The sequence below is a fragment of the Halomonas sp. HAL1 genome, assembly GCF_030544485.1.
GTDB classification, from domain to species: domain Bacteria; phylum Pseudomonadota; class Gammaproteobacteria; order Pseudomonadales; family Halomonadaceae; genus Vreelandella; species Vreelandella arctica.
Genome location: NZ_CP130610.1, coordinates 217,437 through 240,975 on the forward strand (window position 1 = coordinate 217,437; position 23,539 = coordinate 240,975).

Genomic DNA, 23,539 nt, shown 5'->3' on the forward strand with positions numbered 1-23,539 from the left:
TTCGTTAATAGTTAACGCGCCGCTCAATAAAGCGGAACTGAATCACTGTGAGCACCACCACAATCACCATGAGAATCACCGACTGAGCCGCGGATGAACCCAAATTGAGGCCTACAAAACCATCGGCGTAGACCTTGTAAACCAAGATATTGGTCGACTGAGCCGGTCCGCCTTGGGTAGTGGCGTGGATAATGCCGAAGGTGTCGAACATGGCGTACACCACGTTAACCACCATCAAGAAGAAGGTCGTGGGCGAAAGCAGTGGGAAAATGATCGTCCAGAATCGCTTGATAGGGCTGGCGCCATCAATTGAGGCTGCCTCAATGAGCGATTGCGGAATAGACTGTAGACCCGCCAAAAAGAACAGAAAGTTGTAAGAGATCTGCTTCCAGGCCGCGGCAAGAATGACCAGCAGCATGGCGTCGCTCCCCGAGTTTCGGTGGTTCCATTGGTAACCGACCATTTCCAGCATATAGGGCACGATGCCGATGGAAGGATTGAAGATAAACCACCACAAAACACCTGCAATGGCAGGCGCAATGGCGTAGGGCCAAACGAGGAGCGTGGTATAGGTGCTGCGTGAACGAATCATTCGGTTCACAGTGCTAGCCAGCAGTAGCGCCACCGACATCGATACCAGCGTGGTGCCAACAGCGAATATGGCGGTCACCGACATCGAATTGAGGTAGCTACCGTCGCGAAATAGGCGGGCAAAGTTTTCCAGGCCCACAAACGTAGAGCGCAGCCCAAAAGCGTCTTCACGCAGTAGCGATTGGTACAGCGCCTGGCCCGCAGGCCAGATAAAAAAGATCAGCGTCACAATCACCTGGGGCGCCAGCAGCGCGAAAGGCAACCATCGCCCCGGAAACGTCATGCGTTTAGTTTGCATGGGCAGCTCTTCAACCTATCAAAATAACTTCGCCGCCGACCCAAGAGGGTCGGCGGCGAAGTAAGTGCTTATTTACTGGTTGGCGGATTCAAAGTCACGCAGCAGCGCATTGCCGCGCTCTACCGCGTCGTCTGCGGCTTCCAGACCCGATTTGCCACCGGTCATCACGGCTTCCATCTCTTCGGAGATGATGTCGCGGATTTGGACGAAGTTACCAAAACGAAGGCCTTTCGAGTTCTCGGTCGGCTCGTTGAGCGTCATTTGCTGCAGAGAAATATCCGCACCGGGGTTCTCTTCGTAGTAGCCCTGCTCTTCACTCAAATCCCAAGCGGCTTGGGTAATTGGCAGATAGCCTGTTTGCTGATGCCACTCTGCCTGTACTTCAGGCTGAGAGAGGTACTCAAAGAAAGCGGCAACCGCTTCATACTCTTCATCACTGTGGCCTTGAAGTGCCCAGAGCGTAGCGCCACCGATAATCGAGTTCTGCGGTGCGCCTTCTACGTCATCGTAGTAGGGTTGCATGCCAAAGCCGACTTCAAATTCTGAGTTGGCGGCGACATCGGCGCGGGAAGCAGAAGAGCCAAAGAAAATCGCACAGTCCTGGGAATAGAACATCGGCTCTGAATCCGGGCCGGTGCCGGGGCCAGCCCAGCGGTAAATGTTCTCTTCCTGCCAGTCGTGTAGGTTATCCCAATGACGGGCGACCAGCTCATTGTTGAAATTTAGCTCGGTTTCCATGCCGCCAAAACCGTTTTCCAATGTGCCGAGCGGCGAGTTATGCATGGCGGAGAAGTTTTCCAGCATTACCCAGCTAGGCCAAGACGAAGTGAAACCGCAGCTAGCCGCCCCGGATTCGACGATTTGACGAGAGGCTTCTGCCAGCGCTTCCCACGTTTCGGGCGGCTGTTCAGGATCGAGGCCCGCTTCCTCAAATACGTCGCGGTTGTAGTACATAATCGGCGTAGAAGAGTTGAACGGGAAAGAGAGCATGTTGCCATTGGTATCGGTGTAATAACCGACCACGGCGGGCAGGAAGGCCTCATTATTGAAAGCGCGACCGTGCTCTTCCATCAGTTCATATACCGGGTAGATGGCGCCTTTGGCGTTCATCATGGTGCCGGTGCCGACTTCAAACACCTGCAGGATATGTGGCTGTTCGTTGGCACGGAAAGCGGCAATGGCACCGGTCATGGTTTCGGCATAGGTGCCGCGGTAGCTGGGCGTGACCTGATATTCGTCTTGTGACTGGTTAAAATCCTCGGTGATGCCCTCAAGAATTTCACCGAGCTGACCGCCCATGGCGTGCCACCAGCTAATTTCCGTGGCGGCCTGGGCGGATAGGCTTAGGCTGGCAGTTGCCACACCAACGGCAATCGTGTGCAGTGTAAAACGTGACATAACAGCTCCTTGTGGGCCCGAACTCAGTCAGGCATGCAGTGCGGTTGTTAAGATTTTTGGATGCACTGAACAGTAGAAAGTGACGGTGACGTTTTGATGAAGGCAAGGTGAATACAAGATGACAGCTGGCGTGCCGGGCAGAGTAGGCGAAGAGTCTGAGGGGTGTTAGGGTTAGCGGTAAGCTACTTTTAAAAAGCTGTTGCTGAAAAGCTATTTTGGAAAGAGAACATAATGCCTCACGCTATCGCTCTACTCGAAAAACTGGTTGCCTTTGACACCACCTCCAGCGAATCCAATTTGGCGCTGATTGAGTATGTTGAAGGCTATTTGGCCGAGGTGGGCGTTAGCGCCGAGCGGGTGATGAGCCCCTGCGGCACCAAGGCCAATTTGATCGCAAGAATCGGCCCCGATGCCCCAGGTGGAGTAATGCTTTCCGGGCATACCGATGTGGTGCCGGTGGCAGGGCAGCCTTGGTCGAGCGATCCCTTTACCCTGCGCGACGGTAATGATGGGCGGCTCTACGGGCGGGGTACCTGCGATATGAAAGGTTTTATCGCCTGTGTCTTGTCGATGGTGCCTAATTGGGCGAAAGCGCCTCTGCAGCAGCCCATTTATCTTGGCTTCTCTTACGATGAAGAGATCGGCTGCGTGGGTGCGCCCAGCCTGATTAAACGCTTTTACGAGCACTACTCCACCACCGCTCATGTGATTGTTGGCGAGCCCACCAGCATGCAACCTGTGGTCGCGCAGAAAGGCGCTACCAACCTGCGCACTACGGTGACTGGCCAGGAAGCTCATAGCAGCCAAGTGAATCAAGGCACCTCAGCCATTCACGTGGCGGCAAGACTCGTCACCTTTATTGAAGACACCATGGCGGCGTTGGTCGAAGAGGGGCGAGTTGATGAAGCCTTTAACGTGCCTCACACCAGCCTACATGTAGGCAAAATCAAAGGCGGAACGGCCATCAATATTATGGCGCGGGAGTGTCAGTTCGAGTGGGAAATCCGTCACCTGCCGACCGATACCTTCGATGAGATATACGCGCGCTTTGAGGCGTTTTGTGAACAGCTAACCGGTGAGCTTAAGGCCAAAGGCAAGCACGTTGATATCACCACTGAGCCGCTAAACGTGACAGTGCCGGGCTTGGCCGACCGCGATAACGGCCATGTGCTTCGCTTAGCCAAAGACCATTTGCCAGCAGGGTGCTGCAACCATGCGGTGGCTTACGCTACAGAAGCGGGGCAGTTTCAAGGGCAGGGCTTACAGACCATTATTCTTGGCCCTGGCAGCATCGCCCAGGCGCATCAGCCCGATGAATATGTCGACATTGAGCAGCTTGAAGCGTGCGAGGACTTTCTAACCAAAATGGGTAAGGCGCTCGAAAGGCCTGCTGAAGGAAGTTAATGGTCACCCAATAAAAATCCCACCCGGTTAAAGGGGTGGGATTTTTGGCGTTACCATTTCAGTGCTGAGGATGTTGTTCAAACAGCTCAGCTTTTGCATGGCGCATCACATCTTCGCACGCCTGCTGTTGGGCTAACTGCGTCAACAGGCGCTGAGTTACTTCGAAGCCCTTGCCTAAGCAAGTATCCACTTCCTGTGGGCTAACGGCTGGCGTCACGCGATAATCGATTTTTACCGTGCGCCCGCCGCCTTCCAGCCGATCCGCAACTCCCCTGAGCCGCCACGCGATTTTCTCTTTCCAAGTTGCTGATTCTTCCGCGCCTTCGTTTACGCTAAACGTGCACTGCCATTCCGGTTTAAAGACCTTCATAGGAGAACCTCCAAAAATTTTGGAAAGAATGATCTATCGTGATTCGTACTCCGTCGTCTGAATGTATTGCCACACTACTATATACCTAACCCAGCGTGAATATCGAAACAATACTGATACACGCTGGGCGACGCGCATAGGACGTATCGGTTAGGCTATAGAAGAGATGGCTAAAGAGCTTAGGTTATGACCCGCACGACTGATGTAAGTTGCCCCTGTGGTAGCGATTTAATGCTGAGTAGCTGCTGTGGCCGGTACCATCAAGGCGCCGCCGCACTGGATCCTGGAACATTGATGCGATCTCGCTATTCGGCTTTTGCATTGGGCCTCAGGGACTACTTACTAGCCACGTGGCACCCTACTACAAGGCCAGCAGAACTTGGGTCGGATCCCGACACTGCGTGGAAGTCGCTAACCATTGTCTCAGCAGAGCCGCCGCTTGAAGATAGCGGCTATGTCCATTTTAAGGCCTATTTTTATGAACGAAGACGAGAGCAAAAAGGCTGGCATGTATTAGAGGAAGTTTCCCGCTTTGTTAAAGAGCAGCAGCGCTGGTGGTATATCGACGGCACCCCGATGCTTACCCGTTTAAAGCCGCGCCGTAATGCCCCGTGCTTATGTGGTAGCGGGCGTAAATTAAAGGGTTGTTGCGGTGAATAGTGGCATCGTTCAGCCTCGGAAAGCCGAGCCGCAATGGTATCTCTACTTACTGGAGTGCCAGCGCGGAACTTACGCGGGCATTACCAATAATCTTGCGAAGCGCTATCAGGCGCACTGCACGGGCAAAGGGGCGCGCTATACCCGCGCTAATCCGCCCGTTGCGCTGCTCGGCGCCAAACCGTTTGAAGACCGCGCCGCCGCCAGCCGAGCCGAATATCAGTTAAAGCAGCAAACGCCGAGCCAAAAACGCCGCTGGGCCAAGCAGTGGCCTGTGCAGTTAGATGCCGATTAAGGAGCCGAAATGCTGACGTTTTATTCAGAGGATAGCCGCTTGCGCCAAGCGCGCACCGAACTACATGACGGCGCGTTGGTGACGCCATTCGAGTGCCCTGAGCGCCTCGATTTAGTGCTCAAGCATCTTCGTCAGTCTGGGCTTGGCGATATTCAAGCGCCCGCCGCCTATGGGCTAGCGCCGGTGCTAGCGGTGCACGATAAAGAGTACGTATCGTTTTTAGCCAACTGCTGGAAAGAGTGGCAAGCGGCGGGGCATGAAGGTGAGGCGATTCCCAATATTTGGCCCGCTCGAACCATGCGAGGTGATCGCATTCCGCAATCGGTTAGTGGTCGGCTGGGTTACTACGCGCTGGCGGCGGAAACGTCCATTTCAGAAGGTACTTTTGAAGCCGCCATGGCGAGTAAAGATGTGGCGTTAGGCGCGGTAGAGCATACGTTACAAACCGGCGAACCCAGTTTTGGCTTGTGTCGCCCGCCAGGTCATCACGCCGCGTTTGATCAGTTTGGCGGCTACTGCTTTTTTAATAATGCCGCCGTTGCCGCCCAACGGGCGCTGGATGCAGGTAAGCGCCGAGTCGCGATTCTTGACGTCGATTTTCACCACGGCAATGGCACCCAGCAGATTTTCTACAAGCGTGACGATGTGCTGTTTATCTCGCTGCACGGCGATCCCGAAGTTACCTTTCCTTACTATTTGGGCTACGCTGATGAAAACGGCGAAGGTAAGGGCGAGGGGTTTAACGTCAATTACCCGTTACCGCCGGGCACCAGTGTGACTACATGGATGGCGACACTGGAGAAGGCGTTGGCGCAGATTAAAGCCGCTGAATGTGAGTGTTTAATCGTATCGTTAGGGGTCGATATATTTGAGGGCGACCCGATAAGTGCCTTCACCTTTGCCAGCGCTGATTTTACCCTATTAGGCGAACGCTTAGCTCAAACTGGCTTACCCAGTGTGTTTCTGATGGAAGGGGGCTATGCGGTAGATGAAATCGGTGTCAATGTAGTCAACGTGTTACAAGGTTTTGAGCAGGCGCTATAAAACGGCCTGGAACTGCATCTAAACAAGGGTAAAGGTTAACCGTGACAGCGGCCCCTAAATCGGGCAGGCTATTGCCCTTTTAACGGGGCAGGGAGCTCAAGCGTGGCAGTGTATGGTGGAATTCAGGCCCATGAATTGGAGCGTTGGCTTAATGCGTTAACCAACGCCGCCTATGACCGACGCTGCCCGTTGGTAAAAGTACACGGTGGCAATGCCCGTGCGCGCACTGCCCGCCAAGATCTCCTCCATCTGGCGAACGACTATCGCTGCGGTGAAACTAGCCGCGAAGAGAGCGCCGCCGAACTCGGCCGCTGGTGCCAAACCTACCTTTCAGAGGCAGAGTGGTATGTGCTAGTCGGCACCCGCCAAGCGCCTGTGCAAACCCAAGGCACAGAAGCATTAAGCGAAGAAGAGCGAAGCCTCACCGTGCTCAAGCAGCACCGAGTGGGGTAACAGCGCTCATCAGCACTAACTGCGATCAAAAGCTCCTGCGATGGGGCTTTTTTTGTGCGCGAGATGTATGTCTTAACAGGTAGCCGAATCTTTTAATGGCAGTAAAATTAGTAGGCGCTTAACAACGATGTGTTGACAAAAGTTTAACAAGATGAGTAGTTTGAAAGGATATGTCTACTCGACTAACGTTTTACAAAAACGCTATCTAAGAGCAGGGGGCAATACATCTTGTGACCATTACTCCAGCGCTATCGGTTCGCTCCTTGGGCGTGAATTTTGGCTCCAACCAGGTTGTTAAAAATCTGAGTTTTGATGTTTATCCCGGTAAAACGACGGCAATCGTTGGCGAATCTGGCTCGGGTAAATCGGTGACTTCACTGGCTATTATGCGCTTGGTGGAGTACATGAATGCTGAAATTACCAGCGGCACAATACTGTTCCACCGTGACGCCAGTGGCTCTCAACCGCAAGATCTTACCCAGCTTTCGGATAAGGCGATGCGCAAGATACGTGGCAAAGAGATTGCCATGATTTTTCAGGAGCCCATGACGTCGCTGAATCCGGTTTACACCATTGGCGATCAGATTACCGAAGTGCTGGTATTGCATGAGAAGCTAACCCAAGACGCGGCGCGGGTCGAAGCAGTAAAACTGTTAAAACTGGTGCGCCTGGCCGATGCTGAAGCGCTGTTAAAACGTTACCCCCACCAGCTATCCGGCGGCATGCGCCAACGAGTGATGATAGCGATGGCGCTGGCCTGCCGACCAAAAGTGCTGGTTGCCGATGAGCCCACCACCGCATTGGATGTCACCATTCAGGCGCAGATCCTTACCATTATGCGTGACCTGCAGCAGGAGCTAGGGATGGCTGTCATCTTCATTACCCACGATATGGGGGTGGTGGCGGAGATGGCCGACCAGGTAGTGGTCATGCGCCATGGCGAAAAGGTCGAGGAAGGGGCGGTGGAGGAGATTTTCGCCCGCCCCCAACACCCCTATACCCAAGCACTGTTAGCGGCGGTGCCTAAACTTGGCAGTATGCAGGGCGAAGCTCTTCCACGCATGGATCCATTAGTGGTGCTGGATGGAAATGTTGCGCGCACTCTGGGTGAAAGTCGTCAGCAGGATACCGCTAGAATCGATGAAGCCCCGGTGGTGGAGATAGAAAATTTAGTCACCCGTTTCGATATCCGAAAAGGGTTCTTTGGGGGGGTTAGCCATCGCGTCCATGCGGTGGAAAATGTCAGTTTCAGCATTTTTGCTGGAGAGACGCTGGCGCTGGTAGGCGAGTCGGGATCTGGCAAGTCGACCATCGGGCGCACCATTCAGCAGTTGCAGGAATGCACCAGTGGCACGATACGCTTTGGTGGCAAGGCCGTGGCCGACATGTCCCGGGCAGAAAAAATGCGCCTGCGCCAAGAAGTGCAGTACATTTTTCAAGACCCGTTTGCCTCCTTGGATCCCCGCAAAACCGTGGGCTTTTCGATAGCCGAACCTATTCGTACGCACGGCTTGTTGCACGGTGCTAAAGCAATCCGTCAGCGCGTTAATCAGTTACTTGAGCGCGTTGGTTTGAGTGCTGATCAGGCTGAGCGCTATCCCCATGAGTTTTCTGGCGGCCAGCGCCAACGGGTATGTATTGCCCGCGCTCTGGCTTCCAAGCCTAAGTTGATCATTGCTGATGAAGCGCTATCCGCCCTTGATGTTTCTATCCAGGCGCAGATCATTCACTTGCTCATGGAATTGCAGCAAGACGAAGGCTTGGCCTATCTGTTCATTAGTCATGACATGGCTGTAGTGGAAAAAATGAGCCACCGCGTGGCGGTACTGCATCTTGGCCAAGTCGTTGAGTTAGGCGAGCGTCGAGCGGTGTTTGATTCGCCTCAGCACTCCTATACCCGCAAGCTGTTGAGCGCTGTGCCGGTGGCCGACCCCGCACAGAGGCGGGAGCGTACATTGCTGCAGGGCGATATTCTTAGCCCTATCCGTAAGGTCGGTGATGAGCCAGAACATTTGCCATTAGTGCAGGTGGCTAGCGGTCATTTCGTTGCCCAGGAAGTAGGCAGCGCCGAGCGTTTGGCATCATAGTTAGTTTCCTGATGGTATAAAAACTGTGAGACAACAACAGGAGTAATCCCATGAAGAAAAACAAACGCGTGCTCAATGGTGCCATCGCCGGTATGGCACTGAGCGTTGCCTTCTCTGCCTCTGCGCAGGCTGGTTCATTAACGATTGCTTCACCGCAAGATCCGGGTAGTTGGGATCCCATCGATACTTTTTTGGTGAATTGGGCATCGGTCGCCACCAATATTTTCGATGGTTTGACCTATCGTGGACCTGATTTAGAACTGGTGCCTGGCCTAGCCACCGAATGGGAAGAACTAGATGATGGTACCCGTATCCGTTTCACTCTGCGTGAAGGCGTTACCTTCCATAATGGCGAACCCTTCAATGCTGAAGCGGTAAAGTTCACCTTTGATCGCTTATTAGGCGAGGAGGGCGGTCAGGGACCCCAGCGCTCCAACTATACGGCGATTGAAAGCGTGGAAGTCATCGATGACTACACTGTCGACTTCCACCTGAATGAACCTGATCCCGTACTGCTCACCAAGCTAGCAGGCTACGGGGCGATGATTGTGCCACCGGAGTACCTGACCGAGCATGGGGATGAACACTTCAATACCCATCCGGTAGGCACTGGGCCTTTTAAAGTAGTGGAATATAACCCCCGTGAAGACGTTCAGCTTGAGGCCTTTGCTGACCACTGGGACGGCGCGCCGAAGCTGGATGAAGTGACTTACCGCTTTATCTCCGAGCCTTCCACCGCCGTGGCTGAGCTGCAGGCTGGACGGGTCGATATCGTTATTCCGCCGACGATTCCTATTGGCATGATCGACACGATCAATAACCATGACGGGGCCAGCATCGTCAGCGTGGCTTCGCCGACGGTGGAAGCGATTCGCTTCAACACCCAATCAGGTATTACCGCCGACGAACGCGTGCGTAAAGCCATGATCATGGCCGTGGATCGCCAGGCGATTATCGACTCCATCCTGGCTGGCGAGGGTGAAATGATCGCCAGCTTCCAGGGTGCCCAGTCCTTCGGTAACGACCCTGATATGGAGCCCCTGCCGTATGATCCGCAGCAGGCTCGCGCACTGCTGGATGAAGCGGGCGTCGAACAAGGCGCAACGGTACAGATAGATGTGCGTGGCAACGATGCCACCTTTGGTGAGGTGGCCCAGGTAGTGGCGTCTTACCTACAAGGGGTGGGTATAACCGCTTCGATCCAGCCTTATGAAACCAATGTGCTACTGAACGACATTATTCCGGCAGGCCGCACGGGTGAGATGTTCCAGCAGAAGTGGGGCGGCTGGACCTTTGACTTCGATAATACTGCTTACCTGATGTACCACACTGGTGAACGCTGGAATCCTTATGACAGTGACGCTGAGTTAGATGAAATGCTCGAAGCCCAGCGCAGCATTACTGATCAGGAAGAGCGTGAAACGCTGCTCCAGGCGATTGCGCAGTACACCCAGGATCGCGCTTTGGAAATGCCGCTCTATAGCATCAATGCCCTCTATGGCGTCAGTGACCGGGTAGAGAATTTTGAGCCTGCCCCGGATAATCGTATGCGGTTAAGCAACGTCGACGTTAGTGAATAAACGTACGCCATCCGGCCGCTTGAAAGGGTGGCCGGTTCTTCACACTGACACTTCACAAAAGCTTCATGTAAGCGTTACGGGCTTGGGGTCATAGTGGCAAAATTTCTTCTTTATCGAATACTGCAGGCCGTCTTTGTGGTAATCGCCGTGACGTTGATCGTCTCTTTTGCGATCAGGTTAACCGGTGATCCGGCGGTCATGCTGGCACAAGGGGCGGGGAGTATTACCGAGGCGGATCTGGAAAAGATTCGTGAAGCCTTGGGGTTGAATCAATCCTTCCTGGCCCAGTACATCGGTTTCCTGAAGGGGCTGGTGGTGGGCGATTTCGGGCGCAGCTTTATGGGCGGGACCCCAGTGAGTGACCTGATCGGTCGCGCTCTGCCCGCCACCTTGGCGCTGGCTTTCGCCTCGCTGTTTGTGTCTATCGTGGTATCGATACCGCTGGGAATCAAGGCAGCGGTATCGCGAGGAAGGTGGCCCGACCAGATGATCAGGATTTTTTCCCTGATCGGGCTCTCTTTTCCTAACTTCTGGCTGGCCATCATGCTGGTGCTGTTGCTCTCCATCACTTTTAATCTGCTGCCGCCCAGTGGCATGGAGGGCTTCTCCAGCTTCATTATGCCCGCGGCGACGATGGGGATCATTTTAACCGCCACCAATGTGCGCCTAGTACGAACCACTATGTTGGATACCCTCCGCTCTCAATACATCATGGTGGCGAGGGCAAAAGGTCTTTCCAACACGGTCGTACTTTACAAACATGCGCTGCGTAACTGCTCCATTCCGCTGATCACCTATTTTGGCTTGCAGTTCGGTGGTCTGTTGGGCGGTATCGTGGTTGTCGAGCGTGTCTTTAACTGGCCGGGATTAGGCACCTTGGCTTTCGAAGCCGTATCGGCCCGGGACTACCCTGTCCTACAAGGCGTTATCACCGTGCTCTCGTTAATGATCATCTCCATCAACCTTCTCGTTGATATCGCCTATGGCCTGGTCGACCCCAGGGTGCGCAAGGAATAACCATGACCGCAGCTATTAAAATCGACAAATTGAAACGCTTTAAGAACCTTGAGTTTATCCTTGGCGTGCTGCTCGTTGGCGGTATCGGTTTAGCGGTGATCTTCTCCGGCTGGCTGTTTCCCGGAGGAGGTTCAGAGCTTAACTTAGCCTACCGTTTAACGCCGCCGCTGGTAGAGCCTGGCTTTCCACTAGGTACAGACCCATTAGGCCGGGACGTGCTCGCGCGGGTGATTGTCGGAGGTGAAATCTCGCTAAAAGTCGGGGTCTACTCAGCCCTTGGGGCGGTGGTGATCGGCATCATTATGGGGTTGGTATCCGGCTACTACGGTGGATTCCTGGATATGATCGTGATGCGCTTTGCCGACGTGCAACTCGCGCTGCCCTTTATCCTGCTAGCGATTACCTTTATCGCTGTGATTGGTGGCGGGTTAACCAATATGATTATTCTGTTGATTATCTCCCAGTGGGTGCAGTACGCGCGCTTGGTACGCGGCTCTGTGCTATCGCTGCGCGACCGCGAATTTATTCTGGCGGCCAAAGCGATTGGGGTAAAAGATATTCGTATTCTGTTCCAGCATCTGCTGCCGAATCTGATTGGCCCCGTCATTGTGCTGATGACCCTCAATGTGGCCAATAATATTCTGCTGGAGAGCAGCCTGACCTTTTTAGGCTTGGGCGTGGATCCGGTGATTCCGAGTTGGGGCGGCATGCTGGCTGAAGGGCGGACCTACCTGCAAACGGCGTGGTGGGTAAGCGTGTTCCCCGGCTTGGCTATTCTGTTAACCGTATTGGGGCTGAACCTGCTGGGCGACTGGCTACGTGATGCCCTGGATCCCACTGGACGCACTTCCTTATGACCAACGAACCTGCTATCGAGATATTGTTAGAGCGCTCGTTTCCACGTACCACTCGCGCTTTGCTTGATGAGTATGCCACACCTGCTTATCAATGCTTCCAACTGGAGGCGTGGGTGTTTGATGATGAAGCCGAACGACAAGCGACGGAAGCTGCATTCAATGCCGCTGGCATTAGCGCACGCTTGCGCAGTGCCTATAAACCACTGGTACATTTCTTTTTAGAAGAGTTTTCTTGGGCGTCGCTGCAAGCGTTGGTGATTGAGTACCCCGTGCTGGCGAACGCACCGCGACGTTTTTTGCTTGAGGCTTATCCGCTAGCGGCGCTGCTTCCGCAAGGCGTATCACTACGCTGGGAGGGCATTGAAACCACGGCTATCGCCAAACCTATCCATTATCGCGTTCAAGTGGAGCGCAGCTCGGGTAGCCAGGAAACATATCTCGTTGAAACGCTCAATCGTCATCATCAGGACCATGTGGGCGAGGCGCAATTTTCGCCCTGTGGCTGGCTGCGGCTGACCTCGCCTCAGGGCGACGTCAGTGAAACAATCGTCGAGACCGACTATGAAGCGCTGTTTCAAGCCGCGATGGCAACGCTCTCTTCAACCCCGTGGCAGCCAGCATCGCCTTACTTTGAAGAACTCAATTTTACGGTACATTTGCCGAGCAGTGACCGCCGCTTAGCCTGGGATGACGAACATATCAGCCTTGCTGAGGCGCTCCATGAAGAACTCTATTTTTCTACCCTGGAGTATTTCCAGCACCGCGCGGGCTTAGCGCTAGGTGACCGTTCGATTCAGCCAGGGCAGATTGTGCCGGAGATATCCTCCCAGGGTGAAAGCGCCTATTTGAAAGTCAGCCTTCGCTCTTTAGATACTTTGCAGGCACAGCGTGACGAGATGACCGAGCTGGGCTCTGCCCAGCAGGCCATCGGCACTGATCAGATTAAGCAATTATTGGCGGCGCTTGGTGGCCAGTCGCTGTATGCCACCACCCGAGCGGGCAGAGTGCTGGAAGCTCGCTATGTGGAGGGTAGCGATCGCGCCGTCATCATCAGTGCGGGGCAGCACGCCAACGAAACATCCGGCGTCGTTGGAGCACTGCGCGCGGCGCAAGCGCTAAGTGAGCAGCCTCAGGCACACTATGTTATTTCTCCTTTAGAGAACCCCGACGGCTACGCGCTGCAGAGCCGACTTGTCGCCACTCAACCGCGCCACATGCACCACGCTGCGCGCTATACGGCTTTTGGTAATGACCTGCAGAGTCAGCCGCTAGGCCAACCGTTTGAGCACGCCATCCGTGAACAGGCATTCGCGACCAGCGGCGCCGGGCTGCATGTCAATCTTCACGGTTACCCCGCCCACGAGTGGACACGACCGCTGAACGGCTACGTACCCCGTGGCTTTGAGATGTGGACGATTCCAAAGGGTTTCTTTTTGATTCTCCGCCATCAGCCGGGTTGGGAAACGGCGGCTGAGCAATTGGTGGAAGCCGTTACCCACCAGCTTGCGCAAGTGCCTGGGCTAGTCGAGTTTAATGCTGCGCAAATTGCGTTATTTGAGACCCATGCGGGAGCGTTAACCTTCCCGATGTTGAATGGCTTCCCCTACCTAATCTCGGAAGACGCCGATCAATTAACGTCGCTAATGTTGATTACCGAATACCCCGACGAGACCTTAACTGGTGAAGCGTTTGTGCAGGCTCATGCGGCGCAAATGGCAACGGTGGTGGCAGCCTATAACGCCTTTCAAACGCTCTCATTGGATAGTTAATCTCAATGACGGCAAAACGTTCGCACTGTTACAATGGATAAATGAACAGTGCTTTCGATACGCCTACCGCCTCGCTCGATGATCCCTACTATTACCTGACGAACTTTCGCTTCGTTTTGGCTTGGGTCGGGGAACGCCATGCTGATCTGCTTACTGCAGACGAGCTTACTTTTCTTGAGCAGTTCGAACGGTTACCCCAGGCCTCTCAAGCACTGCTGGTGCGCATGGTCATGCGTAAAGGTGAGCTGTTTAGACTCAGCAAATTAAGCTATGCCGAGGTGGGTGACAGCGCTGAGGCAATAGCGCCATTGATCGCGCTGGACTGGGTCGATAACGATCCGGCGCTTAGCGTCGATGAGCTATTTAACCAGCTGCGCCTCGCCGAACTTCGCCACATGTTAGCCGATGAGATACGTGCCGCTGGGCTTAGCATGTCTAGCGCTAAAGCGGTGCTCTACGACACCTTAACGAGCCAACTGACACACACCGCACCCTTACAAGCATGGTGGCCTGATGCCAGCGATCAAATCGTGCGTCTCAAGGTAATGGAGACCTGCGACCGGCTGCGGCTGATGTTCTTTGGCAACCTGCGACAGGACTGGGCGGAGTTCGTGTTGACCGAGCTGGGGCTGCAACGCTTTGAGACGGTGTCTTTTACGCCGCACTCTCGCGCCTTCCAATCGCGTCAGGAAGTGGATACCTACTTAGCGCTCCATCAACTGCGTCAACGTCTTGATGCAGGAGAATTGCCCCCTGATCTACATATTGAGGTGCCGCCGCGCGCGGATAACCGTTGGCTCGCTACGCGGCGTGCACGGTTGCTGCTGCAGTTGGGCCGAGAGGCAGAGCGTAGCGGAGATGCAGCGCTGGCGCTGACGCTTTATCGCGACTCTAACAGCAGCGAAGCGCGGATACGCCAGCTTCGGGTGTTGGAAAGGCAGGGCGAGCATCGGGTTGCCTTTGAATTGGCGAGCAAGGCACTTAATAGCAGCCCCAATGAGACAGAGCACCAAGCGCTGGCGCGGCTGCTGCCACGCTTGCAGCGGCGGCTTAAACTGCCTGCTTCGCCGAGTGACCCGGAGCCCGCCCATGAGCGTTGGGACTTGCAATTACCGGGGCCGCAAAGCGTTGAGCGCGCCGTAGCTCAAACCCTTAGCGAGCCCCAGGCACCCGTCTGCTATGTGGAGAACAGCCTGATCACGGGGCTGTTTGGTTTGCTCTGTTGGCCGGCGATTTTTGCTCCACTGCCGGGCGCTTTCTTCCACCCTTTTCATAATGGCCCAGCGGATTTGTATCGCGACGATTTTGTGGCGCGTCGGCGTGATCTTTTCGATGCATGCCTAGGGAGCTTGGAAGACGGCAGCTACCGCGAAGTCATTCAGACGACTTGGCGCGAGAAAGCGGGCCTTTCATCGCCGTTTGTTCACTGGGCAATCGTTGATGAAGCGCTCATTGAGCTCGCACTGGCATGTATCCCACCTGAGCACCTTCGACACTGTTTTGAGCGGCTGCTGGGCGATTTGAAAGCCAACCGGGCAGGGCTGCCGGATTTGATTCAGTTTATGCCTGACGCGCCAGCTGGCGAACCGCGCTACCGGATGATCGAAGTCAAAGGCCCCGGTGATAGGTTGCAGGATAACCAGCGCCGCTGGCTGACATTTTTTCACCGTCATGAGATGCCCGTCGCAGTGTGTTACGTGCGCTGGACCGCCAGCGACGAGTTTGAGGTATGAGTGCGACCTATCGCGTGGCGGTGCGGGCACTGTGTGATTTCACTGCCCGTGAAGGGGATCTCGATCACCGTTTTACCCCTGCGCCCAGCGCGCGGGATGGCATCGAAGGGCACTCTCTTGTCGCTAGCCGACGCGGGGCAGACTATATTGCCGAACTGCCGCTGTCGGGTGCCTTTGAGGGATTGGTCGTCACGGGCCGAGCGGATGGTTTTGACCCCGTGGCCAATCGCCTGGAAGAGATTAAAACCTATCGCGGCAGCTTGGAGCGCATGGCGGATAATCAGCGTGCGCTGCACTGGGCGCAGGTAAAAGTCTACGGCGCGCTGCTATGTGCAGAGCGAAGCCTTGAGCAGATCACCTTGACGCTGGTTTACCTGGATATTGCCAGCGGTAAAGAGACGCTACTGAGTCAAGACGCCAGCGCCGCCGAGCTGCAGGCGTTCTTTGCCTCCCAGTGCCGCCGCTTTCTTAGCTGGGCGAAACAGGAGGCAGACCATCGCCAGCGCCGAAACGCTGGCCTACAAACCCTGCGCTTTCCCCACGCTGCATTCCGCCCCGGCCAGCGTGAACTTGCCGAAGACGTTTATAAAGCCGCCAGCACCGGGCGCTGCCTACTCGCCCAGGCGCCCACCGGCATTGGTAAAACGCTGGGCACGCTGTTCCCCATGCTTTTGGCGATGCCGCGACAGCAGCTGGATCGCATCGCCTTTCTGACCATGAAAACCCCCGGCCGCCGTTTGGCGTTGGATGCTCTCGCCACGCTGCGCGCCAGCCAGAGCGATGAAGCCCAGCCCTTGCGTGTGCTTGAGCTGGTGGCGCGTGATAAGGCCTGCGAATACCCCGATCGCGCCTGCCATGGCGAGTCTTGCCCGCTCGCTGCCGGTTTTTACGATCGTTTACCTGCTGCCCGTCAAGCGGCGGTGGAGAAGGGGTGGCTGGATCGCGAAGCGCTGCGCGAAGTGGCGTTGGCGCATGATGTTTGCCCCTATTATCTCGGCCAGGAACTAGCGCGCTGGGCGGATATGATCGTCGGTGACGTTAACCACTGGTTCGATAGCCACGCCCTGCTGCACGGTTTGGCCCAGGCCAACGAATGGCGAACGGGCGTGCTGGTCGATGAAGCGCATAACCTGGTGGAGCGCGCCCGCGGCATGTATAGCGCCGAGCTCGATCAGCAGCGCTTTAATCGCATACGCCGTACATCTCCCAAAGCGCTGGCGGGGCCTTTGGGGCGCTTAGCCCGCCAGTGGCAAAATGTGGTTAAAGACGCGGAGCTGGAAAATGAGGGTGGTCAGGGTAAACCAGCCTACCGACTGCTAACGGCGCTACCCGATAAGCTGGTGGCTGCCGCTCAGCAAGTAGGGTCTGCCATCACTGATTATCTTGGCGAGCACCCCGAGCAAACCAGTTTTGAACTTCAAGAACTGCTGTTTGAGGCGCTGGCGTTTTGTCGGCTGGCGGAGCGCTTTGGTGAGCATTCGCTGTGTGATATTACTCGCCATGGCCGCGGGCGGGCCGTGCTCGGGTTACGCAACCTGATACCCGCCGACTTTCTGTCTGCACGGTTTAACGCCGCGCACTCAGTGGTGCTGTTTTCAGCCACGTTAAATCCCGCTCACTACTATCGGGATCTATTGGGTTTGCCGGAGAATACGCCCTGGCGCGAGGTCGTTTCCCCTTTCAGCGCGCACCAGCTTGAAGTGCGTATTCGCAGCGATATTTCGACCCGTTTTCGTGATCGAGAGGCATCGATTGAGCCGATGGTGGCAACCATGTCGCAGCAGTATCAGCGCAAACCGGGCCACTACTTGGCGTTCTTCAGCAGCTTTGCCTATCTGGAAGCCGCGCTGAACCACTTTCGCGAGGCGCACCCAGGCGTGCCCGTTTTCAGCCAAACCCGTGGCATGCCCGAGGCAGCGCGGGAGGCGTTTCTAGCGCGCTTTACGCCCAGCGGAAAAGGCATCGGCTTTGCGGTGTTGGGCGGCGCCTTTGCGGAAGGTATCGACCTGCCCGGCGACCGGTTGATTGGCGCTTTTATTGCCACGCTGGGGCTGCCGCCGTTTAACGATTTTAACGAAGCGCTTAAAGCACGGCTAAACGCGCGCTTTGGTAAAGGTGACGATTACACTTATCGCATTCCCGGCATGATCAAGGTGGTGCAGGCAGCAGGGCGAGTGATTCGCAGTCCTGAAGATGAGGGCGTTGTGGTATTAATGGATGATCGTTTTGCCCAGGCCAGCGTGCGCTCGCTATTGCCAAGCTGGTGGTCGCTGGGAAATCCCAACCCATAATTTAGGACCCTAACGCGAGCTATGACAGATTTACTCTGGTACCAGTATGCGCTGATCGGACTGATATTTGCCTGGAGCGGTTTTGTGCGCACCAGCCTAGGGTTTGGAGGCGCTGTACTGGCGCTGCCGTTCCTACTGCTAGTGACAAACGAACCTCTGGTGTTCTTACCGATTATTGCTATTCATCTACTGATTTTCTCTAGTTGGATTGCCTGGAACGGACATCGCCAACTGCAGAAAGAGGGCGTGGGATCCGATTCCCCAGAGAGCAATATCGATTGGAGGTACCTATTCAAAGCCCTGAAAATCATGATCATCCCCAAGCTGATTGGGGTGGTGGGGCTGTTAACGCTGCCCGCTCAAGTCATGACCAGCATTATTTTCGGCATTGTGTTCATTTATGCCATTGGCTACGTCCTCAACAGACCGTTCAAGAGTAAAAACAAATATGTCGACTACGTGCTGCTGGCACTCGGGGGGTATGTCAGCGGTACTTCGCTGATTGGCGCGCCGCTCATTGTGGCGGTATTCGCTGCACATGTGGCCAAGGAGCAGTTGCGGGATACCATGTTTGTGCTGTGGTTTATTCTGGTGGTCATTAAGATGGTCTCGTTCCTGATCGCAGGCGTAGACCTCCAACTTATCCACCAGCTGTGGCTGCTGCCCTGTGCATTCATTGGTCACTTGGCGGGCGAGAAAGCCCACCGCTATATGCTGAAAGCGGACACCGGGCTATTTTTTCGCGTGCTGGGCGCAGTGCTGATTCTGGTCAGTGTCGTTGGGTTGATTCACCCGCCCGCATGACTCCAGGCGGCGTACTCGCCGCCTGTTAAAGTTGGCTGTCTGCCTTAAGCGTCGTCTTGCCCAGGATGATCAGGACGACGGCCAGCAGTCCGCACACCACTGCCATGCCGGTAAACACATTGCGCAGCGACTCCAGCCAGGTGACCGCCGGGGCGACCACCACCGGGGAGACAAACTGGCCGAAAAAGAAGGTCGAGGTAAAACCGCCAAACACCCGGCCGCGCACCCGCTGCGGGGTGATTCGCATCAGCCACGTGGTGGTATTCGGCATAAAGGCGCCAAGGCCAAAACCGGAAATGGCCGCACCGACAATGGCCATGGCGTAGCTTTGGGTGAAGCCGACGATTAAAAAGCCGGTCGCCGCCAGCAAGAACCCTAAGACATAGATCGTCATCACCGACAGAAACGGTTTGTAGTAGCCGTAGCCAAAGGCAACGATGCTAGCCGTTAGCGCTGACATAGAGAGTGCGATGCCTATCGCTACACCGCTGATTTGCCCCTGTTGTGAGAGCAGAAAGGGCAGTTGCGCTGGGAACATATAAAACATCGCCATACTGATCATGGCGATCAGATAGGCAAGGCCGGTCCGGCCAATATCTACCTTGATGGGCTCATCGCTGGTGTCACTGCTGTTGCCATCGCTGGATTTGGGTTCCTGAAGAATCGCCCAGGCGTAGGGCAATAGCAGCACGCCGGTCATATAGAGTAAAAAAGGGCCGCGCCAACTCCAGTCGGAAAGTAGCCCGCCCAGGTTAATAAAGATTACCCCGCCCAGCGCCATGCAGCTGCTTTGCAGCCCCAAAAAACGGGCGCGTTCGGCGCTGTCAAAGTAATCCCCTACCAACGTAGTGCTAATGCTGAGAATACCGGCCACCGCGATTCCCATGAGCGCCCGGGAGCTCAACAGCAGATCTACACGATCAATGAAGAAACCCGCGACCCCCGCAAAACCGTAGATGCCCAGCATCATGAGCAGCAATTTCTTACGCCCAAACCGGTCAGCCAGATAGCCCATCAGCGGGCTGAACAGGGTAATCATCAGCGCTGGAATGGTCAGGATCAGTTGAATGATCACTTGGGGCTGATCAGGGAAGTGGCGGCTAATACCCGGCAGCGCAGGCGCAATAATCGCCCCCGACATCACGGTCATGGTGCTGGTAAAAAGGAGTACGGCCTTAATATGCGTTAACTGGCTAATGGTCTTTTTCCATATCAAAAGAAGGGAGAGTATTTAAAGCACAAACGCCAATCGTAGCATAGTTGTTAGCAGGCTATTTTGTTATTGAGTAGCGTGTTTAATAGGCAGTAGTAGCGAGTACTACCTATATGTCACCTAGCAAGAGGCGCAACAAAAAACGGCCACTTGCTGTGTTAGCTAAGTGGCCGTTTTTAATAGTGTTCTTGGTCGGAATAGCAGGATTCGAACCTACGACCTCTGCCTCCCGAAGGCAGCGCTCTACCAAGCTGAGCTATATTCCGAAGGTTGTCGAGCTGTGCTCAACAACGGAGGTGGATCATACTTAGCCAGACGTATTTTTTCAAGTCTTCGGCGGTGTGATCTAGCAATTTTTATGCTTGGCGATCAACCGCTAAGCGAGCCAACTGGGCCATGCTGTCGCGGTAGGCGCTGGGTGGCAAGGCTTCTAACTGCTGCAAGGCTTTATCGGCCATCTCTTCGGCACGCTGGCGGGTGTAGTCGAGTGCGCCGGTGGCGTGAATAATTTCTAGCACGGCGTCGAGTTGCTCAAGCCCGCCATCGCGAATCACCTGGCGAATCAGCTTGGCCTGTTCCGGCGTGCCTTGCTCCATGGCGTGGATCAGCGGCAACGTCGGCTTGCCTTCGGCTAGATCGTCGCCAACGTTTTTGCCCATGGCATCGGCGTCGCCCTGGTAGTCCAGCAGGTCGTCAATCAGTTGGAAGGCGAGACCCAGGTAGCGGCCATAATACTGGAGTGCTTGCTCTTGCTCCGGCGTTGCTTCTGCCAGCACCGCACCGCTGTGGGAAGCCGCTTCAAACAGCATGGCGGTTTTACCCAAAATGGTCTCGAAGTAATCCTCTTCTGAGATGCTGGGGTTGCCGATATTGGTCAACTGCAGCACTTCGCCTTCGGCGATGATGCAGGTGGCGCCGGAAAGAATTGCCATGATGCGCATCGAGCCGACATCAACCATCATTTGAAACGAGCGGGCATAGAGAAAGTCACCAACCAATACCGATGGTGCATTGCCCCAGGCATCGTTGGCGGTTTTCTTGCCGCGGCGCATATGTGATTCGTCCACCACGTCATCGTGCAGCAGCGTGGAGGTGTGCATAAACTCGATCAGCGTGGCCAGCGGTATATGCTTGTCGCCGGTGTAGTCGAGCGAGCGGGCGGCCAGTAGCGCCAATAAAGGGCGCAACCGCTTGCCACCGCTTTCGGTAATGTACTGGCCGATGGTTTCAACCAGCGGTACCTTGGAATTGAGCTGCTCGACAATTGTGCGGTTGACGGCGGCGAAGTCATCGGCCACCACGGCGTGCAGCGGTGAAGGCGTTGGGCTGACGGGCTGGGCTGAGGAGACGTTGGCGGTCATGGAATCCGTTCATCGCGGCAGATGGAGGCGGTAAGTGCCGCCCGTAGTTGTGGTGTAGATGTGGTCATGTGTTGGGGTCATGCTATGGGGCTGCCTGTTGGGCGTCAAGATACGAGCGACGGTTACACTTTAGTTGTTAACGGGCTTGGCAATTGACAACGGCCTGTGGTCTTGTGGTAAGCATAGATAGTCGTTATAATCCGCGACCCACTCATCATGCTCCCTGTCAGATGGCTCCAAAAGGGGCGCCACTCGCAGCAGGTCGATAAGAGCGTAAGGCGATGAGCGCTGCCGAAAGCGGCATTAACGACAAGTCCGGAGAGCGACATGTACGCAATTATTAAAAGCGGTGGCAAACAGTACCGCGTTCAAGAAGGTCAAACGCTCAAACTCGAGAAAATCGAAGTCGCCACCGGCGAAACGATCGAGTTTGACGAAGTGCTGATGGTTGCAGACGGCGATGACTTCAACATCGGTGCGCCGATGCTTAGTGGTGCTAAAGTCTCTGCCGAAGTGGTTTCCCACGGCCGTGGCGATAAAGTGACCATCATCAAGTTCCGTCGTCGTAAGCACAGCATGAAGCGTCAGGGCCACCGCCAGTGGTTCACTGAAGTCAAAATTACCGGAATTTCTGCGTAAGCGGTCAATTCCCTTAGGAGGATTTTGCAATGGCACATAAAAAGGCAGCCGGCTCCACGCGTAACGGTCGCGATTCCGAGTCCAAACGGTTAGGTGTAAAACTCTTCGGTGGCCAAGCGGCAACTGCGGGTAACATCATCGTGCGTCAGCGCGGCACGCGTTTCCACGCGGGCACAGGCGTCGGCCTAGGTCGTGACCACACACTGTTCGCGCTGAGCGACGGTTTTGTGAAGTTTGAGACCAAAGGCCCGAAAAACCGTAAGTTCGTTAGCATCGTTTCTGCCTAAACGGCTAGTGCTATGCTCGCGCTTGCGAGAAAAAAAGGCCCCGCTATGGCGGGGCTTTTTTGTCGGTTAAATCTCTTTTCCAATACGCTTTACCACGGTTCTTTATCAGCATACTGATGGGAACAAAGGGTTGGAAAAAAAGTAGTGCATATTAGGGCGGCGGAAGCGGCCGGGAGAATCCAATGCAGTTCGTCGATGAAGCCTCGATTATTGTTGAGGCGGGCAAAGGCGGCAATGGCTGTCTGAGCTTTCGCCGCGAAAAATATGTGCCCAGGGGCGGCCCCGATGGGGGGGATGGTGGTCATGGCGGCAGCGTTTACCTAATTGGTGACGATGCGCTTAACACCCTGATCGATTTTAAATTCCAGCGCTTCTATAAAGCGCAAAACGGTCAGGGCGGCATGGGCCGTCAAATGAGCGGCAAGGCTGGTGAAGACCTGCACGTCAAAGTGCCGGTGGGTACCACGGTGATCGATGAAGATACTTTGGAAGTCATTGCTGATGTGACTGAAATCGGTCAAGTGGTATTGGTGGGCGAAGGTGGTCGGCGTGGATTGGGTAACATCCACTTTAAGTCCTCGACCAACCGCGCGCCCCGCCGTACCACCACTGGCACCGATGGCGATCGCCGCAACCTGCGCTTAGAAATGAAAGTGATGGCCGATGTTGGCTTGCTGGGTATGCCCAACGCGGGCAAATCAACGCTGATTCGCTCAGTGTCGGCTGCCAAGCCTAAAGTCGCCAACTACCCGTTCACTACCTTGGTGCCCAACTTGGGCGTGGTGAAACTGGGCATGCACGAGCACTTCGTGATGGCCGATGTACCCGGCTTGATTGAAGGCGCCTCGGAGGGGGCAGGGCTAGGGCTACGCTTCTTGAAGCACCTGACGCGCACGCGGCTGCTGTTTCACGTGGTCGATGTCGCGCCGTTTGACGAGTCTGATCCGGTCGAGGCTGCCAAGGCCATTGTTCACGAGCTGGGTCAGTTCTCGCCGGCGCTTTCCGAGCGCCCACGCTGGCTGGTGCTGAACAAGTTTGACCTGCTGCCGGAAGAGGAGCGTGAAGAGCGCGCTCAGAAGATTATCCAGGCGCTCAACTGGGAAGGCCCGGTGTTCCGCATTTCGGCGATCAGCAGCGACGGCACCGATAAGCTGGTTCAGGCAGCCTACCGCTGGTTGACCGAGCAGCGTCGTCTTGAGAATGAAGATGAAGAAGCGCTGGCCCGCGAGCAGGAAATGCGCCGCCGCATGGAAGAAGAGTCGGTTGCGCGTACCGAAGATCGTTTGGGGCGTCGCCGTAAGCGTGACGATGAAGATGATGAAGACTTCGACGACGATGATTACGATGTTGAAGTTGAGTACGCGCCTTAGTGTCAGTGCCTGGTGAAGGTG

The 23,539-nt window shown here is 55.3% G+C and carries 21 protein-coding genes and 1 tRNA gene; 16 read left to right on the top strand and 6 right to left on the bottom strand.

Features of this window, described 5'->3' with window-relative positions; genetic code table 11:
- Window positions 1-4 precede the first annotated feature (4 nt).
- Both ugpA and ugpB read right to left on the bottom strand, forming a co-directional pair.
- Window positions 5-889 (bottom strand): sn-glycerol-3-phosphate ABC transporter permease UgpA, encoded by an 885-nt coding sequence (ugpA, locus tag Q3Y66_RS01035; protein WP_008957050.1) that lies wholly within the window; start codon window positions 887-889, stop codon window positions 5-7.
- Between the two features lie 72 nt (window positions 890-961).
- Entirely contained in the window at window positions 962-2,287 is a 1,326-nt protein-coding gene (gene ugpB / locus Q3Y66_RS01040) for a sn-glycerol-3-phosphate ABC transporter substrate-binding protein UgpB (RefSeq protein ID WP_008957051.1), read from the bottom strand.
- 231 nt (window positions 2,288-2,518) lie between these two features.
- Here ugpB and argE point away from each other — a divergent pair, with 231 nt between their 5' ends.
- Entirely contained in the window at window positions 2,519-3,691 is a 1,173-nt protein-coding gene (gene argE / locus Q3Y66_RS01045) for an acetylornithine deacetylase (RefSeq protein WP_008957052.1), read from the top strand.
- Window positions 3,692-3,749: 58 nt separating this feature from the next.
- On the opposite strand, the gene Q3Y66_RS01050 is transcribed toward argE, so the two are convergent.
- Window positions 3,750-4,061: a hypothetical protein gene (locus Q3Y66_RS01050; RefSeq protein WP_008957053.1), complete on the bottom strand. Its 312-nt coding sequence runs from the start codon at window positions 4,059-4,061 to the stop codon at window positions 3,750-3,752.
- Between the two features lie 186 nt (window positions 4,062-4,247).
- On the opposite strand from Q3Y66_RS01050, the gene Q3Y66_RS01055 reads away from it, so the two are divergent.
- From Q3Y66_RS01055 to Q3Y66_RS01110, 12 genes are all read left to right on the top strand, one after another.
- The gene (locus Q3Y66_RS01055) at window positions 4,248-4,721 is read left to right on the top strand and encodes a YchJ family protein (protein WP_008957054.1); all 474 of its coding nucleotides are present in this window, start codon (window positions 4,248-4,250) and stop codon (window positions 4,719-4,721) included.
- Window positions 4,714-5,013 carry a GIY-YIG nuclease family protein gene (locus tag Q3Y66_RS01060; protein WP_008957055.1) on the top strand — a complete coding sequence of 100 codons (300 nt, stop codon included), beginning with the start codon at window positions 4,714-4,716 and terminating at the stop codon, window positions 5,011-5,013. Before Q3Y66_RS01055 ends, Q3Y66_RS01060 begins: the two co-directional genes overlap by 8 nt.
- Window positions 5,014-5,022: 9 nt before the next feature.
- A complete protein-coding gene (locus Q3Y66_RS01065) occupies window positions 5,023-6,057 on the top strand; it encodes a histone deacetylase family protein (protein WP_008957056.1) in 1,035 nt (344 codons plus the stop codon).
- A gap of 102 nt (window positions 6,058-6,159) precedes the next feature.
- A complete protein-coding gene (locus Q3Y66_RS01070; protein ID WP_008957057.1) occupies window positions 6,160-6,510 on the top strand; it encodes a hypothetical protein in 351 nt (116 codons plus the stop codon).
- A gap of 230 nt (window positions 6,511-6,740) precedes the next feature.
- A complete protein-coding gene (locus tag Q3Y66_RS01075; RefSeq protein ID WP_008957058.1) occupies window positions 6,741-8,597 on the top strand; it encodes an ABC transporter ATP-binding protein in 1,857 nt (618 codons plus the stop codon).
- Window positions 8,598-8,647: 50 nt separating this feature from the next.
- Window positions 8,648-10,177 (top strand): ABC transporter substrate-binding protein, encoded by a 1,530-nt coding sequence (locus Q3Y66_RS01080; RefSeq protein ID WP_008957059.1) that lies wholly within the window; start codon window positions 8,648-8,650, stop codon window positions 10,175-10,177.
- Between the two features lie 93 nt (window positions 10,178-10,270).
- Window positions 10,271-11,194, top strand: a complete 924-nt coding sequence (locus tag Q3Y66_RS01085) for an ABC transporter permease (RefSeq protein WP_035586415.1) — start codon at window positions 10,271-10,273, stop codon at window positions 11,192-11,194.
- Between the two features lie 2 nt (window positions 11,195-11,196).
- On the top strand, window positions 11,197-12,051 hold the full coding sequence (locus Q3Y66_RS01090; protein WP_008957061.1) for an ABC transporter permease: 855 nt from the start codon (window positions 11,197-11,199) through the stop codon (window positions 12,049-12,051).
- Window positions 12,048-13,820: a hypothetical protein gene (locus Q3Y66_RS01095; RefSeq protein WP_008957062.1), complete on the top strand. Its 1,773-nt coding sequence runs from the start codon at window positions 12,048-12,050 to the stop codon at window positions 13,818-13,820. Before Q3Y66_RS01090 ends, Q3Y66_RS01095 begins: the two co-directional genes overlap by 4 nt.
- A gap of 41 nt (window positions 13,821-13,861) precedes the next feature.
- Entirely contained in the window at window positions 13,862-15,553 is a 1,692-nt protein-coding gene (locus tag Q3Y66_RS01100) for a VRR-NUC domain-containing protein (RefSeq protein ID WP_008957063.1), read from the top strand.
- Complete coding sequence (locus Q3Y66_RS01105) at window positions 15,550-17,844, top strand: ATP-dependent DNA helicase (RefSeq protein WP_008957064.1); 2,295 nt, start codon at window positions 15,550-15,552, stop codon at window positions 17,842-17,844. Before Q3Y66_RS01100 ends, Q3Y66_RS01105 begins: the two co-directional genes overlap by 4 nt.
- A gap of 21 nt (window positions 17,845-17,865) precedes the next feature.
- Window positions 17,866-18,648: a sulfite exporter TauE/SafE family protein gene (locus tag Q3Y66_RS01110; protein WP_008957065.1), complete on the top strand. Its 783-nt coding sequence runs from the start codon at window positions 17,866-17,868 to the stop codon at window positions 18,646-18,648.
- 25 nt (window positions 18,649-18,673) lie between these two features.
- Here Q3Y66_RS01110 and Q3Y66_RS01115 read toward each other — a convergent pair whose 3' ends face one another.
- The 3 genes from Q3Y66_RS01115 to ispB all read right to left on the bottom strand — a co-directional run bounded on the left by Q3Y66_RS01115 (window position 18,674) and on the right by ispB (window position 21,222).
- Window positions 18,674-19,864, bottom strand: coding sequence for an MFS transporter (locus Q3Y66_RS01115; RefSeq protein WP_274377704.1), 1,191 nt, complete (start codon window positions 19,862-19,864; stop codon window positions 18,674-18,676).
- A gap of 186 nt (window positions 19,865-20,050) precedes the next feature.
- Window positions 20,051-20,127: transfer RNA gene (locus Q3Y66_RS01120), tRNA-Pro, on the bottom strand.
- A gap of 90 nt (window positions 20,128-20,217) precedes the next feature.
- Entirely contained in the window at window positions 20,218-21,222 is a 1,005-nt protein-coding gene (gene ispB, locus Q3Y66_RS01125; RefSeq protein ID WP_008957067.1) for an octaprenyl diphosphate synthase, read from the bottom strand.
- Between the two features lie 327 nt (window positions 21,223-21,549).
- On the opposite strand from ispB, the gene rplU reads away from it, so the two are divergent.
- The 3 genes from rplU (at window position 21,550) to cgtA (ending at window position 23,518) form a co-directional block, all read left to right on the top strand.
- Window positions 21,550-21,861: a 50S ribosomal protein L21 gene (rplU, locus tag Q3Y66_RS01130; protein ID WP_008957068.1), complete on the top strand. Its 312-nt coding sequence runs from the start codon at window positions 21,550-21,552 to the stop codon at window positions 21,859-21,861.
- Window positions 21,862-21,890: 29 nt separating this feature from the next.
- Complete coding sequence (gene rpmA, locus Q3Y66_RS01135) at window positions 21,891-22,148, top strand: 50S ribosomal protein L27 (protein WP_008957069.1); 258 nt, start codon at window positions 21,891-21,893, stop codon at window positions 22,146-22,148.
- Window positions 22,149-22,330: 182 nt separating this feature from the next.
- Window positions 22,331-23,518 (top strand): Obg family GTPase CgtA, encoded by a 1,188-nt coding sequence (cgtA, locus tag Q3Y66_RS01140; RefSeq protein WP_008957070.1) that lies wholly within the window; start codon window positions 22,331-22,333, stop codon window positions 23,516-23,518.
- Window positions 23,519-23,539 lie beyond the last annotated feature (21 nt).